17 protein-coding genes are annotated in these 16,533 nt (G+C 56.5%); 16 read left to right on the top strand and 1 reads right to left on the bottom strand.

Features of this window, described 5'->3' with window-relative positions; genetic code table 11:
- Positions 1-91: 91 nt before the first annotated feature.
- The 7 genes from BTM36_RS07080 to BTM36_RS07050 all read left to right on the top strand — a co-directional run bounded on the left by BTM36_RS07080 (position 92) and on the right by BTM36_RS07050 (position 5,346).
- A complete protein-coding gene (locus BTM36_RS07080) occupies positions 92-889 on the top strand; it encodes a YqgE/AlgH family protein (RefSeq protein WP_174616819.1) in 798 nt (265 codons plus the stop codon).
- A gap of 18 nt (positions 890-907) precedes the next feature.
- Positions 908-1,294: a Holliday junction resolvase RuvX gene (gene ruvX, locus BTM36_RS07075; protein ID WP_077235716.1), complete on the top strand. Its 387-nt coding sequence runs from the start codon at positions 908-910 to the stop codon at positions 1,292-1,294.
- Positions 1,291-1,803, top strand: coding sequence for a bifunctional pyr operon transcriptional regulator/uracil phosphoribosyltransferase PyrR (gene pyrR / locus BTM36_RS07070; protein WP_006463694.1), 513 nt, complete (start codon positions 1,291-1,293; stop codon positions 1,801-1,803). Before ruvX ends, pyrR begins: the two co-directional genes overlap by 4 nt.
- Positions 1,796-2,755, top strand: a complete 960-nt coding sequence (locus BTM36_RS07065) for an aspartate carbamoyltransferase catalytic subunit (protein ID WP_006463696.1) — start codon at positions 1,796-1,798, stop codon at positions 2,753-2,755. Before pyrR ends, BTM36_RS07065 begins: the two co-directional genes overlap by 8 nt.
- 174 nt (positions 2,756-2,929) lie before the next feature.
- Entirely contained in the window at positions 2,930-3,214 is a 285-nt protein-coding gene (locus BTM36_RS07060; RefSeq protein ID WP_077235715.1) for a GIY-YIG nuclease family protein, read from the top strand.
- Positions 3,214-4,500: a dihydroorotase gene (locus BTM36_RS07055; RefSeq protein WP_006463700.1), complete on the top strand. Its 1,287-nt coding sequence runs from the start codon at positions 3,214-3,216 to the stop codon at positions 4,498-4,500. The genes BTM36_RS07060 and BTM36_RS07055 overlap by 1 nt, the downstream gene beginning before the upstream one ends.
- Before the next feature lie 45 nt (positions 4,501-4,545).
- Positions 4,546-5,346 (top strand): 1-acyl-sn-glycerol-3-phosphate acyltransferase, encoded by an 801-nt coding sequence (locus BTM36_RS07050; RefSeq protein WP_077235714.1) that lies wholly within the window; start codon positions 4,546-4,548, stop codon positions 5,344-5,346.
- Here the strand turns inward: BTM36_RS07050 and BTM36_RS07045 are convergent.
- Complete coding sequence (locus BTM36_RS07045; protein WP_077235894.1) at positions 5,276-6,088, bottom strand: symmetrical bis(5'-nucleosyl)-tetraphosphatase; 813 nt, start codon at positions 6,086-6,088, stop codon at positions 5,276-5,278. The genes BTM36_RS07050 and BTM36_RS07045 overlap by 71 nt on opposite strands.
- Before the next feature lie 895 nt (positions 6,089-6,983).
- Between BTM36_RS07045 and BTM36_RS07040 the strand changes: the two genes are divergently transcribed.
- The 9 genes from BTM36_RS07040 (at position 6,984) to BTM36_RS07000 (ending at position 16,508) form a co-directional block, all read left to right on the top strand.
- Entirely contained in the window at positions 6,984-7,949 is a 966-nt protein-coding gene (locus BTM36_RS07040) for a GDP-L-fucose synthase (protein ID WP_077235713.1), read from the top strand.
- Between the two features lie 16 nt (positions 7,950-7,965).
- On the top strand, positions 7,966-9,087 hold the full coding sequence (gmd, locus tag BTM36_RS07035; RefSeq protein ID WP_077235712.1) for a GDP-mannose 4,6-dehydratase: 1,122 nt from the start codon (positions 7,966-7,968) through the stop codon (positions 9,085-9,087).
- 91 nt (positions 9,088-9,178) lie between these two features.
- Complete coding sequence (locus BTM36_RS07030; protein WP_077235711.1) at positions 9,179-10,240, top strand: Gfo/Idh/MocA family protein; 1,062 nt, start codon at positions 9,179-9,181, stop codon at positions 10,238-10,240.
- The gene (locus tag BTM36_RS07025) at positions 10,237-10,743 is read left to right on the top strand and encodes an acyltransferase (RefSeq protein ID WP_077235710.1); all 507 of its coding nucleotides are present in this window, start codon (positions 10,237-10,239) and stop codon (positions 10,741-10,743) included. Before BTM36_RS07030 ends, BTM36_RS07025 begins: the two co-directional genes overlap by 4 nt.
- Positions 10,744-10,760: 17 nt before the next feature.
- Positions 10,761-11,882, top strand: coding sequence for a DegT/DnrJ/EryC1/StrS aminotransferase family protein (locus tag BTM36_RS07020; RefSeq protein ID WP_077235709.1), 1,122 nt, complete (start codon positions 10,761-10,763; stop codon positions 11,880-11,882).
- The gene (locus tag BTM36_RS07015; RefSeq protein ID WP_139347096.1) at positions 11,845-12,813 is read left to right on the top strand and encodes a hypothetical protein; all 969 of its coding nucleotides are present in this window, start codon (positions 11,845-11,847) and stop codon (positions 12,811-12,813) included. The genes BTM36_RS07020 and BTM36_RS07015 overlap by 38 nt, the downstream gene beginning before the upstream one ends.
- On the top strand, positions 12,758-14,065 hold the full coding sequence (locus BTM36_RS07010) for a lipopolysaccharide biosynthesis protein (protein ID WP_077235707.1): 1,308 nt from the start codon (positions 12,758-12,760) through the stop codon (positions 14,063-14,065). Before BTM36_RS07015 ends, BTM36_RS07010 begins: the two co-directional genes overlap by 56 nt.
- Positions 14,062-15,411: a hypothetical protein gene (locus BTM36_RS07005; protein WP_077235706.1), complete on the top strand. Its 1,350-nt coding sequence runs from the start codon at positions 14,062-14,064 to the stop codon at positions 15,409-15,411. The genes BTM36_RS07010 and BTM36_RS07005 overlap by 4 nt, the downstream gene beginning before the upstream one ends.
- Positions 15,411-16,508, top strand: coding sequence for a glycosyltransferase (locus tag BTM36_RS07000; RefSeq protein WP_077235705.1), 1,098 nt, complete (start codon positions 15,411-15,413; stop codon positions 16,506-16,508). The genes BTM36_RS07005 and BTM36_RS07000 overlap by 1 nt, the downstream gene beginning before the upstream one ends.
- The last annotated feature ends 25 nt before the right edge of the window (positions 16,509-16,533 follow it).

The raw sequence follows: 16,533 nt of genomic DNA, 5'->3' as shown, positions 1-16,533 counted from the left end.
GCAGGGCGAAGTCGCTTGCTTGTGCCGCCTTGGTCCCCGCTTTCCCCATGAGCCGCATGGGGGAGGCGGCCAAAACTGCTAAAATGGCGGGATGATCAAGCGACGTAATTCTCCCTTCAGTTTCTCAGCCGAGGATTTCGATGAATCCGTGGATTCCTTTGGCGCTTTCGATCCTTTCCGTCCTGACTCACCTCGCCGCGAGGCAGCTTCGGCCCAAGCCGGGTCTTCCGGCTCTTCCGCACCATCCGGAGCATCCGGAGCATCCGCCGCGGGCGAAGACAGCGCCGAAGAGGAGATCCGGCCCCCGCTGGAACTGGACCTGACCAATCACTTCCTGATCGCCATGCCGTCCATGCTGGACCCGGTCTTCGGCGGCACGGTGGTCTATCTGTGCGAACACAACCATAACGGCGCGCTGGGCGTAGTCATCAACAAGCCCACCGACATGACGATGGACGTGCTGTTCGACCGCATCAACCTCAAGCTGGAAATCCGCCCCGATACCCCTGAGGCCATGCCGGAGCTGTATCGCCGGCCGGTCATGTTCGGTGGCCCGGTGCAGGTGGAGCGCGGCTTCGTGCTGCATTCGACCTCGGAAAAATACTCCTCCACCCTGCAGGTGACCGATGATGTCGCGCTGACCACCTCCAAGGATGTGCTGGAAGCCGTGGCGTATGGCAACGGCCCTGAGCGGGTGCTGGTGACGCTGGGTTGCTCGGGCTGGAGCCCGGGTCAGCTGGAAGGGGAGATCGGACGCAATGGCTGGCTGACGGTGAAGGCCGATCCGGCCATCATCTTCGAACTGCCCGTGGAAGAACGCTTCACGGCAGCCCTGGCCTTGCTGGGCATCGATCCGGTGATGCTCTCCGGCGACGCCGGGCGGGCCTGAGGACGATAGGGAAAACGCTTGGAAACCATCCTGGCCTTCGACTTCGGCTTGAAACGCATCGGCGTGGCAGTGGGCAATACCGGTCTGAAGCAGGCCCAGCCGCTGGCGGTGATCGGCGAGCCCACCAATGACGGCAAGTTCGCCGCCATCGCGCGCCTGATCGCAGAGTGGCAGCCGGCGCGCTGCGTGGTCGGCCTGCCCTTGCACCCGGACGGCGCGGAGCACGAGATGAGCGTGCGCTGCCGGCGCTTCGCCAACCAGCTGCACGGTCGCTACGGGGTCGAGGTCACGCTGGTGGATGAACGCTACAGTTCGGCGGTGATCCAGCACCAGCGCGGCGAGCAGATCGACGACCAGGCCGCCGCCATCATTTTGCAGCAATACTTTGACGACGCACATTCATGAGCACAACATCTTCCCAGCTTGATGCAGAAGCGCTGTACCAGACCCTGGTGCAGCAGATCAGGACCGGCCTGCAGGGCGCGACCGACGTGGCGCTGGTGGGCATCCATTCCGGTGGCGCCTGGCTGGCCGAGCGGCTGGCAGCCGAACTGGGCCTGACCGAACGCCTCGGCTTTGTCGACGTGTCCTTCTATCGCGATGACTTTTCCGAGAAGGGCCTGCGCGCCGACGTCAAGCCCAGCCAGATTCCCTTCGATGTCGAAGGCGCCACCATCCTGCTGGTGGACGACGTGCTCTACACCGGGCGCACCACGCGCGCGGCCATCAACGAACTGTTCGACTACGGCCGCCCGGCGCGCGTGCTGCTGGCCGCGCTGGCCGATCGCGGCGGGCGCGAGCTGCCGGTGGCTGCCGATTTCGTGGCGACCTCGGTTGAACTGACCAAACAAGAAAACCTGCAATTGCAACGCGCCGACGACGGCCGCTTCTCACTCACGGTGGTCCATGCTTAATCCACAACTCAATAAAAACGGCGAACTGCAGCACCTGCTGACCATCGAGGGCCTGCCGCGCTCGATTCTCACGCACATCCTTGACACCGCTTCTTCGTTCGTCAGCATCGGCGACCGCGAAGTCAAGAAGGTGCCGCTCATGCGTGGCAAGAGCGTGTTCAATCTCTTCTTCGAGAACTCCACACGTACCCGTACCACCTTCGAGATCGCTTCCAAGCGCCTGTCGGCGGACGTGATCAACCTCAACATCCAGGCCTCCAGCACCAGCAAGGGCGAGTCGCTGCTGGACACCATCGACAACCTGGCGGCCATGCATGCCGACATGTTCGTGGTGCGCCACGCCCAATCGGGCGCGCCCTTCCTGATCGCCAAGCACCTGATCGACACCAGGCAGTCGCATGTGCACGTGGTCAACGCCGGCGACGGCCGTCATGCGCACCCGACCCAGGGGCTGCTGGACATGTACACGATCCGCCACTACAAGAAGGATTTCACCAACCTGCGCGTGGCCATCGTGGGTGACATCCTGCATAGCCGCGTGGCGCGTTCCGACATCCATGCGCTGACCACCTTGGGCGTGCCCGAAGTGCGGGCCATCGGCCCACGTACGCTCTTGCCCAGTGGCCTGGAGCAGATGGGCGTGCGCGTCTTCCACAACATGGAAGAGGGCTTGAAGGACGTCGACGTGATCATCATGCTGCGCCTGCAGAACGAGCGCATGAGCGGTGCGCTGCTGCCCTCGGCGCAGGAGTTCTTCAAGAGCTACGGCCTGACCCCGGAACGCCTGGCCCTGGCCAAGCCGGACGCCATCGTGATGCACCCCGGTCCGATGAACCGCGGCGTGGAAATCGACTCGGCCGTGGCTGACGGCGCCCAGGCAGTGATCCTGCCGCAGGTGACCTTCGGCATCGCGGTGCGCATGGCGGTCATGAGCATCGTGGCTGGCAATTGAATTGAGTAAGGTGTCCTGAATCTGCCCTTCGATACGCCGCTACGCGGCTACTCAGGGCGAACGGAGTCAATGTTTGACCGTCCCCGCTCCACCTAAGCCCGTTCGGGCTGAGTAGGACCGCAGGGCCGTATCGAAGCCAGCGCACGGTGTGCGTGACCAGTAGCTGAGGTGGACATGGCGTTTTATGTTTATCTTTTGCGTTGTTCGGATGGCAGCTACTACGTCGGCCATACGGACAATATCGAGACGCGGATGGCACAGCATCAATCTGCTGCAATGGACTGCTACACGTCGGCTCGTTTGCCGGTCGAGCTGTTGAAGTCGGAAAGCTTTGGAACAAGAGAAGAAGCACTGGCAGCTGAGCAGCAACTGAAGGGCTGGACGCGCAGGAAGAAGGAAGCCTGGCTCGCAGGAAATTTTGAAGAATTAAGACGACTCGCTAAAAAGACATTCAACTGATGAAACTGCATATCAAGAACGGCCGCCTGATCGACCCGGCCAACGGCATTGATGCCCAGCAGGATGTGTACGTAGCCGCCGGCAAGATCGTCGGTGTCGGCCAGGCTCCGGCCGACTTCGTGGCCAACAAGACCATCGACGCCACCGGACTGGTGGTGACCCCCGGGCTGGTGGACCTGTCGGCGCGCCTGCGCGAGCCCGGCTATGAATACAAGGCCACGCTCGAATCCGAGATGCAGGCCGCCATCCAGGGCGGTGTGACCAGCCTGATCTGCCCACCGGATACCGATCCCGTGCTGGACGAGCCGGGTCTTGTGGAAATGCTGAAGCACCGCGCCCGTTCGCTGAACCAGGCGCACGTCTATCCGCTGGGTGCGCTGACCGCCGGCCTGAAGGGCAAGGCCCTGACAGAAATGGCCGAGCTGACCGAGGCGGGTTGCATCGGCTTTTCGCAGGCCGAGGAACCGATTACCGATACCACCGTGTTGCTGTCGGCGCTGCAATATGCCAAGACCTTCAACTACACCGTCTGGCTGCGCCCGCAGGACCCGCACCTGGGCCGCTCGGGCATCGCCCACAGCGGGCCGGCGGCGTCGCGCCTGGGCCTGTCGGGGGTGCCTGTGATGTCCGAGACCATCGCCCTGTACACCCTGTTCGAACTCATGCGTGCGACGGGCGCGCGGGTTCACCTGTGTCGCATGTCCTCGGCCGCCGGTCTTGAGCTGGTGCGCCAGGCCAAGAGCGAAGGCCTGCCGGTGACCTGCGACGTGGGCGTGCACCACATCCATCTGTGTGACCTGGATATCGGCTTCTTCGATTCCAATGCCCGCATGACCCCGCCGCTGCGCTCGCAACGCGACCGCGAAGCGATCCGCACCGCACTGCTCGATGGCACCATCGACGCCGTCTGCTCCGACCATACCCCTGTGGATGACGACGAGAAGCTGCTGCCCTTCGGCGAAGCCTCGCCGGGCGCGACCGGCCTGGAACTGTTGCTGTCGCTGTCCTTAAAGTGGGCGCTGGAGACCGAAGGCGAGGGCAAGGAAGTGTTGTCCAAGGCGATCTCCAAGGTGACCCATCGCGCCGCCAAGGTGGCGGGCCTGAAGGCGGGCAACCTGGCCGTTGGCAACGTGGCCGACCTCTGCCTGTTCGATCCCAACACCATGTGGAAGGTACACGGCAGCGCGCTGGCCAGCCAGGGCAAGCACACGCCTTTCCTGGGCTATGAGCTGCCTGGCGTCGTCAAGGCCACCATCGTCTCGGGGCATATCGCCTTCGAGCGCTGATCCGACCTGCATCGTTTCTACAGCCGACCAAGAGCCGACCGAGCCATGTTCGTTTTCCGTTTGCTGCGCCTGATCGCGCATCTGTTCAAGGGCATGGCGGTGTGCGCCTTCCTGTTCCCGTTGACCGGCAAGAAGGGCCAGGAGGCGCATATCCGGCGCTGGTCGCGCAAGCTGCTGCGCATCTGCGGCATCAGCGTCGAGATCGACAGCCCCTTGCCGCTGCAGCGTTCGCTGCTGGTGTCCAACCACGTGAGCTGGCTGGATATCTTCGTGGTCAATTCGCTGCAGCCCTGCCGCTTCGTGGCCAAGTCCGAGATCCGTGGCTGGCCGCTGATCGGCTGGTTGTGTGCCAAGACGGGCACCATCTTCATTTCGCGTGGCAAGGCCAGCGATGTGCGTCGCATCTTCAAGGGACTGGTGGAAAGCATCGAGAAGGACGAGCACGTGGCCTTCTTCCCGGAAGGCACCACGGCGGCCCAGGGTACGCTGCTACCCTTCCACGCCAACCTGTTCGAAGCCGCCATCGATGCCCGGGCGCCGGTGCAGCCGTATGCGCTGCGCTACGTGGATGCGGCCGGCAATTTGCATGGGGCGGCCGATTTCATTGGCGACATGTCCATTGCCGAGAGTATCCTGACCATCCTCAAGGCCCGGGGCATGCGTGCGCAGTTGAAGCAATTGCCCATTATCAACACTGAAGGCGCCCACCGGCGCGACCTGGCGCGTAGCGCGCGCGAGGTGATCGCGACCGGCCTGGGGTATTCGCTGGAATCGCTCAGCCCGGCTGGCGCGCCTGCGGACACTGCACCTGGAACAGCGCCCGATCCTCAAGTCGCACCGCACTGAGCTTGCCACCCCAGACGCAGCCAGTATCGAGCGCAATCAGATTGGGGCGCATCACCAGTCCCAGCGTCGACCAGTGGCCGAAGACCACGCTTACCTCTTCCGTACGACGGCCCGGCACCTCGAACCAGGGCATCAGCCCTTCCGGTGCGGCGGCCGCACCTTCCTTCACCGCAAAATCCATCGTCCCGTCCGCCTGGCAGAAGCGTAGCCGGGTGAAGGCGTTGATGACGCAGCGCAGCCGGTCGTAGCCGGCCAGGTCGTCGCTCCAGCGCGCAGGCTGGTTACCGTACATGTGGCGCAGGAAATCGATCCATTGCTCGCTTTGCAGCATGGCCTCGACTTCGGCGGCCAGCGACAGCGCCTGTTCCAGGTTCCATTGCGGCAGTACACCGGCGTGTACGATCAGGTGGTTCTGCTCGTGGATGGCCAGCGGACGATGGCGCAGCCAGTCGATCAGTTCGTCGCGGTCGGGTGCTGCCAGGATCTCGTCGAGCGTGTCATCCCGGTGGGCCGGGCGGATGCCGCAGGCCACTGCCAGCAGGTGCAGGTCGTGGTTGCCCAGGACGGCCTTGGCACGGTCGCCCATTTGCATGACCGTGCGCAGGGTTTGCAGGGATTGGGGGCCCCGATTGATCAGATCGCCGGCAAAAAGCACCTGGCTCGATGTGAGTGGCAGGATGTCTAGCAACTGATCAAGCTGCTGGTTGCAGCCTTGAATGTCGCCAATAACAAGGGATGAAATTTTCATGGTGAAGTCTTATGGTCGGTCGGGCTTTAGCCCAGGTAATACGTATTTAGGACCGTTAGTTACCTCATATGTGCTTTTCCCGGGCGTCCCGACAACAAGTGATCGCGAGGATAACTCGGCTGTGCATCCGACCGTCCATGTTGGTCCACGAACAAGGATTCCATGCTTCGCGGTGCGTTGAAATCGGTCGATGCAAATAGCTTTCATGCATTTCACATTGCCATTACGTGAGTTGGTGGTGAGATTACATCCATGCTGTTGTAATAATGCTTTTCTCATTTTTCGGCAGCTGGGCCAGATCGGCTCGGCGCTTTCAGGTGGATTTCCACGTAGATAGTGGGGTATTTTTTTAGGGCAAATGGACTGTGCGGCTTAGAATGTGGCAAAATTTGCCAGTGTAGTGAGCAAGTGTGTATTTTAGGTAATTAAGTTGCCAGCACTTGGCTACAGGTATCAGAGTGACTGATTGAAGCCAGTGGCTTGGGCGGTACGTTTGCCTGCGAATGGATATCGGTCTGCCAGAATATCTGAGAATAAATCAAAGAAAATCAGCCAGAAAGTCATAGGGGTAAGTCTCAGGATTGTCAATCATTGTTCGGTTTCTCTTTCGCGGAAAACGGGCATGTCAAAGTCCAGAACTTCAAGCGTTACAAGAACAAGCTTTGTCATGTATATCTGCCGATACGCATGTATCCGCCGGAAAAGCGCTTTGAAGCCTGCTTTTCTCATCGAAAATCGGTGGATTGAAAGTTGGAACAAGGAAATTGCTGATCTGGAGAAGAGCCCTGGGAATTAATGAAGGCTTGCATATGTCCTCGGAATTCGATTATCCCGACGGCATTTCGCAGCGGCCTCGAGCAGCGATAACCGTTTTAATGTGGAATTTCTAATGCCCAAGATTTTCGTTGCCGGACACCGCGGTATGGTTGGTTCGGCTATTGTGCGCCAATTGCTAGCGGGTGGAATGGCAGCAGAGCAGGTAATCACGCGTGATAGGAACTCCCTTGATCTTGTCAATCAGGCTGCCGTACGTGCCTTCTTCGAGCAAGAAAGGCCTGATCAAGTCTACCTTGCGGCGGCGAAGGTCGGCGGAATATTCGCCAATAATTCTTTTCCGGCCGAATTCATCTACGAAAACCTGATGATCGAAGCCAATATCATCGAGGCCGCCTTCCGAGCCGGGACCAAAAAGCTGCTATTTCTCGGTTCCAGCTGCATCTATCCTCGCATGGCGCCGCAGCCTATGCGGGAAGACGCTTTGATGACCGGCCCCCTCGAATCTACCAATGAGCCTTACGCGATCGCCAAGATCGCGGGTATCAAGCTGTGTGAAAGCTATAACCGGCAATATGGGCAAAGTGATGGGGTGGATTATCGGAGTGCCATGCCTACCAATCTTTATGGACCGGGGGATAATTACCACCCTGAAAACAGCCATGTGATCCCCGCATTGCTGCGACGTTTTCACGAGGCGAAGGTAAACCATTCTCCTTCCGTTTCGATCTGGGGAACTGGAACCCCCATGCGAGAGTTTCTTTACGTCGATGATATGGCAGCGGCATGCATTCACATCATGAATCTGGATAAGGCTGTCTATGACAAGCATACCTTGCCTATGCTTAGCCATATTAATGTGGGATGCGGTATTGATATCACTATCAATGAATTGGCACATACCATTGCGCGGATCATGGGATACGACGGCGTCATTCATTTCGATCCGAGCAAACCAGACGGAACTCCGCGCAAGTTGATGGATAGTGGTCGTCTCAATAGTCTGGGCTGGCAAGCGAAAATCGGGCTGGAAGATGGGTTGCGGCGAGCTTATGACGATTTCCTGAAAAATACTTATTAACGAAAGTAAGACATCAATGCAACCGAAAGTCGCTTTAATCACTGGTATTACCGGGCAAGATGGCTCCTATCTGGCGGAATTTCTTTTGGAAAAAGGCTATGTCGTCCATGGGATCAAGCGTCGGGCCAGCCTCTTCAATACGCAACGTGTTGATCATATTTATCAAGATCCGCACATCGAAAATGCGCGTTTCAAGTTGCACTATGGTGATTTGACAGATACCAGCAATCTGGTTCGCATCATTCAAGAAACTCAGCCCGATGAGATCTACAACCTGGGCGCTCAGAGCCACGTCGCAGTGAGTTTTGAGTCACCCGAATACACTGCGGACGCTGATGCGATGGGTACGCTGCGTATCCTTGAGGCAATCCGGATTCTGGGGTTGGAAAAGAAGACACGGTTCTATCAGGCTAGCACCAGCGAACTCTACGGATTGGTTCAGGAAACGCCTCAGAAAGAGACAACGCCGTTCTATCCTCGTAGCCCTTATGCAGTAGCCAAGCTATATGCGTACTGGATCACCGTAAATTATCGGGAGGCCTACGGCATCTATGCTTGCAATGGCATTCTGTTCAATCATGAGAGCCCACGTCGCGGCGAAACCTTCGTCACGCGCAAGATCACGCGCGGACTGGCCAATATCGGTCAGGGGCTGGAGAGCTGTCTTTACATGGGCAATCTCGACGCTCTACGCGATTGGGGACATGCTAAGGATTACGTCCGCATGCAGTGGATGATGTTGCAACAAGATACGCCTGAGGATTTTGTGATTGCCACGGGGGTTCAGTACAGCGTCCGCCAGTTTATCTCCTGGTCGGCAGAGGAATTGGGCGTCAAGCTGGAGTTCGTCGGCACTGGTATCAATGAGCAGGCAGTAGTAGCGGCAATCAGTGGCGATAAGGCACCAGCCTTGAAAGTTGGTGATGTAGTCGTGCGTATTGATCCGCGCTATTTCCGTCCTACCGAGGTGGAGACCTTGCTGGGTGACCCGGCCAAAGCGAAGGAAAAACTGGGATGGGTGCCTGAAATCACGGTTCAGGAGATGTGCCAGGAGATGGTGGCGTACGATCTGGAGCAGGCCAAGCGACACGCGCTGCTCAAACACCACGGTTACAGCATCAATGTGAGCGTCGAATAAGTTTCAGGATTATCGGCCTTTGACTGGCTGGAGAGGGTATGGCGTTGTGCTCTCCACGTAACTTTTACAATTTCATTTTAGGAGCGCAGTAATGCTCAAGTTTGCCCTGGTTGGCTGCGGGCGCATTGCCAAACGTCATTCAGAATTGCTCGGCCTGAAGCAGATTGAAGGCGCAGAATTAGCGGCGGTGTGCGACATTGATTTGCCCAAAGCGCAGAAGATCGGCGAGCAGTTTTCCGTACCCTGTTTTGCCGATATGCATGAAATGATGCAGTCGGTAGATGTCGATGTGGTTGTCGTGTTGACGGAGAGCGGAAATCATGCCAAGCACGTCGTGCAGTTGGCAAAATACCGCAAGCATATCGTCGTCGAAAAGCCTATGGCGCTGACCCTGGATGACGCGGACGCCATGATCCAGGCCTGCGATGCTGCGGGTGTCAAGCTTTTCGTGGTCAAGCAGAATCGCTTTAACGTGCCCGTCGTCAAGCTTCGGGAGGCACTCGAGCAAGGACGCTTCGGCAAGATCTCGTTGGGTACCGTTCGCGTCCGCTGGTGTCGTCCGCAATCGTATTACGATCAGGCGCCTTGGCGCGGTACCTGGGCCATGGATGGCGGCGTACTGGCCAACCAGGCCAGTCACCATATTGACATGCTGGAGTGGATGTTGGGCGATGTTGATAGTGTCTTCGCGAAAAGTGCGACCGCGCTAGCCAACATTGAAGCTGAGGACACGGCAGTGGTTGTGCTCAAGTTTAGAAGCGGCGCGTTGGGCATCATTGAGGCGACGACCGCTGTGCGGCCGACTGATCTTGAGGGATCCATTTCTATTCTGGGTGAAGGTGGATCCGTAGAGATTGCCGGATTTGCCGTAAACAAGATGAAGGTATGGTCCTTTGTCGACACCGAAGTGGGTGATGACGAGGTAATGGAAAAATATTCGGTCAATCCGCCGAACGTATATGGCTTTGGTCATCAGGCCTACTATGAGCATGTGGTCGATGCGATTCGTGGCGGTAAGCAGCATCTGGTTGATGGCCTGCAGGGTCGTCGCAGTCTTGAGCTGATCAATGCCATCTACGAATCGGTCGAATCGGGCCGTGAAGTGTTCCTACGTTTTCGTCCCAAGTTCTGCCGCCTGGGGGAAGCTTCGTGAGTGATGTCACGCACCTGAATTTGAAGGAAGTCGGAATTCGCGATATCGTTTCCGGACAGAATGTGACCATCGTTCAGCCGGCCAATATCTATGGGTGCGAGCTTTGTGATGACGTCTTCGTCGGTCCTTTTGTCGAGATCCAGAAGGATGTGCGGATTGGCAGAGGTTCACGTATCCAATCGCACAGTTTTATCTGTGAACTGGTTGAGATCGGCGAGTTCTGCGTGATTGCGCATGGCGTCATGTTCATCAATGATCTGTTTGCCACGGGCGGTCCGGCCAGGGGCGACAAGCAGCTCTGGAAATCCACCAAGATCGGTGATCGCGTCTCTATTGGCAGTAACGCTACGGTCTTGCCAGTGAACATCTGTAGTGATGTCGTCATTGGCGCTGGCTCCGTGGTCACCAAGGATATTATGCAGCCAGGCATTTATGCCGGCAATCCGGCGCGGTTGGTCCGGAAGCTGAATCAAGCGCAGACTGCCCCTACTCCGTCTTTCTGAATGGCTCCTGTTCTCCTATGAAAAATACATCCATCCCTTTTGTGGATCTGCATGCGCAGTATCTGACGATCAAGTCCGGTATTGATACCGCCATTGCTGACGTGATCAAGAATTCTTCCTTTATCCGAGGTAGTCACGTCGAGAGTTTTGAACGTGACTTTGGCAATCTCATTGGTTCCGCCCATTGCGTGTCCTGCGCCAACGGTACTGACTCGCTCTATATCGCAATGACAGCGTTGCAACTGAAGGACGGAGATGAGGTCCTCGTGCCCGCCATGTCGTGGATTTCTACTAGTGAGACGGTAACCCAGGCGGGTGGTATCCCTATCTTCTGTGACGTGGATCCGATCACCTATACCATCGACCCGGTCAGTATCGAACAAAGGATCACCGACCGTACCGTCGGCATCATTCCTGTCCACCTGTACGGACAGCCGGCTGACATGGGGGCGATCATGGCGCTGGCACAGAAGCATGGTCTTTGGGTCCTTGAAGATTGCGCCCAGGCCCATCTGGCGAAGTTCGAAGGGCAAACCGTCGGAACGTTTGGCGCTGCGGGCAGCTTCTCCTTCTATCCTGGCAAGAACCTTGGCGCGATGGGCGATGCAGGCGCAGTGGTGACCTCCGATTCCGCATTGGCGCATCATATGACGATGTTTGCCCGTCACGGCGGCGTCCGAAAAGGCGATCATCAGATTGAGGGCATCAATAGCCGTCTGGATGGATTGCAGGCCGCCATTCTGGAAGTCAAGCTACCCCGGCTTGAGCAGTGGACCAAGGCGCGTCAACGTGTGGCTGCGGTCTATCAGGAAAAGCTCAGAAATATCCCGGGTCTGACGCTCCCAGTCGTTGGCGAAGGCCGAGAGCATGTGTTCCATCTTTATGTAGTACGTCATGCCCGCCGAAACGAACTGGCGAAGTTCCTTTCGGAAAAGGGAGTGCAGACAGTCATTAACTATCCGGTTTCACTGCCCTTCCTGCCAGCCTACCAGCGTTTCGGTCATAAAAAGGAAGACTTCCCGAATGCCTATGCGCTGCAGGAAAGTTGTTTGTCGCTCCCCATCTTCCCGGAGCTGACAGGCGAGCAGCAGCAGTATGTAATTGATTGTGTCGCTGAATTCTGCGCTACTGCTCTCTAATCCTTCCCTCCAGATGAGTGAATCGAATACTTATGGACTGCCGCTGGTTGGCCGCTTTGGTTTAGCACACAGCCTCCTGGCTTGGGCCAGGTGTGAAATCTGGTGTCGTCAGCACGCCGTTCCAATGCTGGCACCAAACTGGAACCACTTGCGGGTCGGTCCCTATCTGCGCCGTGAGCGAGATAAGCGCGAATATCATCGCTTTTTCAGATTTGAGGATTACATCACTGGCCTGCACCGCTGCTGGCTGCTGGCGACCTTGCCTAAGGTAAGGGCTGTAGATGTCTCGTATTCAGTAGAGCCGGACAGGAGCAAGCGGCAGTTGGTGGTCTTCGAAAACCTGGTCACAGGTAATTTTGAGCAGCACTTCCATGAGGTCGCTGCCCATTCTGCAGAGCTACTCGAGGCTTTGCAAAAAATGACAAAGCCTCGATTCCTTCCCGACCGAATTATCGAAGGGGACCACATAGCGATTCATATCCGTTTGGGTGATTTCAGCGTCGCGCCCAATGACGCGTCTATCCGCGACGGTGTGAAAAATACTCGTCTGCCCGTGCTGTGGTACGCAGAGATGCTAGACCAGCTGCGGTCTGCCCTGGGTCAGGATGTTCCTGCTGTGGTTTATTCAGATGGTGCTGACTCGGATCTTGAGCCAGTGCTGCGTTTAACGGGAGTGAAGAGAGCCCCCCTACAAGCAGCAATAACCGATCTTCTATCCATCGCGCAGGCGACGGCCATGATTTCCTCCGGCTCCGGTTTCAGTATCTGGGGTTGTTTCCTCGGGCAGGTACCGCGGATCTGTTTTCCAGGTCAGCGCCAGATCCATGTGTTGAACAGTGGAACCGGTGTTGAAATGGAGCCCGAGGTCGATTTCAATGAGCCTATCCCGTCGGATTTCGTCCAAGTGGTTCGGCAGCGGCTGGGTTCCTGACATCGTGTCTCAATTTGCCAAGAACACCGCGGTCATGCTCAAAGGAGCGATTGTTGCGCAAGGTATAGCATTCCTTGCGTTGCCAGTCATGTCGCGAATTTACTCCCCTGATGACTTTGGCATGCTGCAGTCGCTTCTAGCCGTTGTAACGCTACTCTTGGTCGGCGCTTCGTTGCGATTCGAAATCGCCATTTTGTCGGCCAAGCCGCACCAGTTGCGTCACCTTGTCAGGGCTTGCCTTGCCTTATGTTTTGTGACGAGTGTGCTGGCCTTGGCAGTGGTGTCCATACTGTGGTTTGTTATGCCAGGCATCATCGCCAAGTTCGGCGCCTACGTCTTTCTGATACCTCTGCTGCTGATGCTTTCTGGCTTGGGCCAGGTATTGAACAACTTGTGCTTGCGCCTGAAGGCCTTGCCGCTCATTGCGCGAGGGAAAATAGCTCAGTCAGGTACCTACGCGATAGTTAGCATTGCTGCTGGCGTGATCACTAAACCGACGACTCTCGGACTGGTCCTCGCGGATGCAGGAGGCCGAGCTGCGCTCCTCTGGTTTGCTCTCAGGGGGGAGGTGGCGGCATTCATCCGCGAGTTGCCAGGTGTCGGCCGCCGGACCTTTGTCGCTTGCCATGCTTACCGGCATTTGCCCATGCTTTCCATGCCTAGTGCATTGATCAATGTTTTGGGAAGCTCCTTTACCAGCGTAATGCTGCTTGCGGTATTTCAAGCAGGCGATGCGGGCAATTTCGCGCTGATCGACCGTGCTCTGGGGGTGCCTGTGACAGTCTTGGCAACGGCTCAGTCGCAGGCCTTCATGTCCCTGCTTGCCAATCGCACGAGCGAAGGTGATCCGCAGGCAAAACTGCTGAGTATCGCGCGGTTCAACGCCATGGCAGGCCTTTTGCCGATGCTGATCTGTGTGGTGGCGGGCCCGACGCTCGCCGTTTGGATTCTTGGACCCGATTGGGCTACTGCCGGGCGCTTCGTGCAAGTTCTGGCCCCTCTCTACTACATCACGTTCATTACCACGCCCTTCAACATGACTCTGGTCATCATGGGTTGTCAAGGATGGCAACTTGCGTGGGATATTGGTCGCCTGGCGGTGCTTGCGCTGATGTGGCTGTGTGTTATTCAGACTCATCTGAGTTCATTGGTAACAGTGACGCTCTACTCTGGAATCTCTTCAGTTCTCTATCTTGTTCATATCATCTTGTCGTACCGGATTCTGTCTCCGCAAATGGAAGGCAAACCATGATCGACCGTCAGGTATCCTCAATATCACTAGTCGATATCACTATCTCTAAAATCAGAGTTGGCGTCGTATTAGCGTCGGCACTGTACTTTGTGTGCCTCTACTACATCTACGTATTCGAGCTACGACGTTGGGATTATCTCGGATTTCCCTTGGGTGACTACAGCGTGCCGGCGTTGCTTTATTGCTTCGTTCTGGCGATGATTCCAGCGATGATGTTTCCGCTTTTCTTGCGTCGACTGTCTGTGTTTGTCGTCTGGTTTGTTTATTTCTTCATTTTCGTACCCGCATTGTTGTATCCAGTGCTGCAGGCATATCGTGACGACACGCTGTTACTGTCGACTGCCCTTTTTCTCGGCATGTTGCTGCTTTTCATTTGCTCTGGTGCTTCTTCGGGCCATTTGGACATACGCGTTTCCCGTCGTTGGTTTTTACGTCTGTTCATGTTGGCCTACATAGCGCTGGTTCTATACGTTTTTTACGTATTCCGTGACTCTTTGTCGCTGGCGGACATTACTGACGTTTACGGTCAGCGCGCTCAGGCCGATATCGCGGCTGATGGAACCTACGTCGGTTATGCCACCGGCGTTCTTTCCGGGGCATTCAATCCGTTCCTCATTGGGGTTGGGCTGGTGCATCGACGCCACCGGCTGCTGGTACTTGGGGTAGGTGGGCAGATTTTCATCTATGCAACCTTTGCTCTCAAGTCCGTGCTCTTGTCCATTGGCGTTATTCCGCTGATGTACTTTCTGGTGTTTCGCGGTGAGCGACCGCGTGCACTGAATGTGGCGCTCTTTTGTCTGGCGATGATGGCCGGGCCGGTGTTGCTCGGGTTATTCTATTCTGCAGATGACTCGGTTCTATATGAGAACTTCATGGCCCTTGTCTATATGCGGATAGTTGGGATGGTCGGTGCCCTGACAGGGGTGTACTACGACTTCTTTGCCCAAAGTGCGGTCACTCTCTATTCGCACATCAATGTCCTCGGCCGACTTTTCGGATACCCATATTCCATGCAGATTGGTCAAGTGATCGGTGAATTCATGGGCTTGGACATGAACGCCAACGCAAACTTTTTCGCAACCGACGGCCTGGCGGCGGCGGGGCTGCTTGGGGTCGTGTTCATCGGCGCGGTGGTCGGCATATGCCTCCGATTTTTTGATATGGTGGTGCCGGCACGCAACGTTCGGCTGATGTGTGTCGTAGCAGTGCCAAGTTTGGTTAACCTGGCCAATTCTTCTTGGTTTACAACTTTGTTGACAGGGGGATTCCTTATCCTTGTGCTTTGTGTTGCGCTCTGGAACAGCGAAGCATCCACTGTTCACCCCAGCACGACCGGAGCCAACTGATGCGCTTGTTTCAACTCATGCCGTTTGGTGCGGCCTATCTCCAATACTTTGCCGGCAAATATGGTTGGCCTGTGCAAGCGAATTTCATTGAGCTGAGAAGGCACCTGCTTTCAGACCGTTTTCTCTCGTCTCACATTCTTGATCCTATCGATCAGGAAGAGGAGTGGGCGTTTATATCCGTCCCCGATGATGCTCATACGCAGCGAGCGTGGGCGAACGAAAAAGGTATGCCGTCGACTGCATCGGACACTGAAATACTTTTGGCACAGATTGAGGAGCATCGTACAGATGTCTTCTATAATCACGGTCCCATCGCTTTTGACTCCAAGTTCCTTCGCCGTTTACCCGCCTCGGTCAAGGTCAAGTTATGTTGGATTGCCTCGCCGATCAAGAATGCAGATCTCAGTTTGCATGACCGCTGTGTTTGCAATTTCCAGGGCCTATTAGATCAATGGCAACGCCTAGGGCTAAAGACGGCGTGGTTTGAGCCTGCGCATGACCCGGTTGCATCCCAATATGCGATTGGAAGTGAACGGCGTGTGGATATCGCTTTTGCGGGGGGATATAGCCGTCATCATGTCAAACGCAATGACTTGCTAAAGCGTATTTCGGCGCTCGGAGATCGTTACGATGTCCGCTTCCATTTTCTCCTTGGAAAGGCCGCGCGGCTGGTCAATCATAATTTTCTTTTTCGGCAGGCGTTCCCGAAACTTGCCATCGATGCAGCGCTGCGTAGTGTGACCTATCCGCCTGTTTTTGGGCGCGCACTATACGAACTGTTCGGCAGCGCCAAGATTGTCGTCAATGCGGCCATCGATATGGCTAGTGAGTACCGAGGCAATATGAGGTGTTGGGAGGCAATGGGATGCGGTGCCATCATGTTGTCTGATAGCGGTATTTATCCCGATTCCATGAAAGAGGGTAGAGATTTCGCGACGTATCGTGACGCGGACGATGCGTTGGATAAAATCGAATCCATCCTGGCCGATTATGATAGCTGGCGAGCAATGGCTGAATCAGGGCGCAGAACAATGGAGAATGCTTATCCGAAGCACCGTCAGTGGAAGGAATTCGAGCGTTTGGTTGAGTCAGTTTGATCTCTTTGCATTTGCGGCAGAGCTT

Origin of the sequence: Herbaspirillum sp. VT-16-41 (assembly GCF_001994935.1) — a bacterium.
GTDB lineage: Bacteria > Pseudomonadota > Gammaproteobacteria > Burkholderiales > Burkholderiaceae_D > Herbaspirillum > Herbaspirillum frisingense.
The sequence above is the reverse complement of the archived record's forward strand: the minus strand, read 5'-3'. Positions and strand labels throughout refer to the sequence as shown.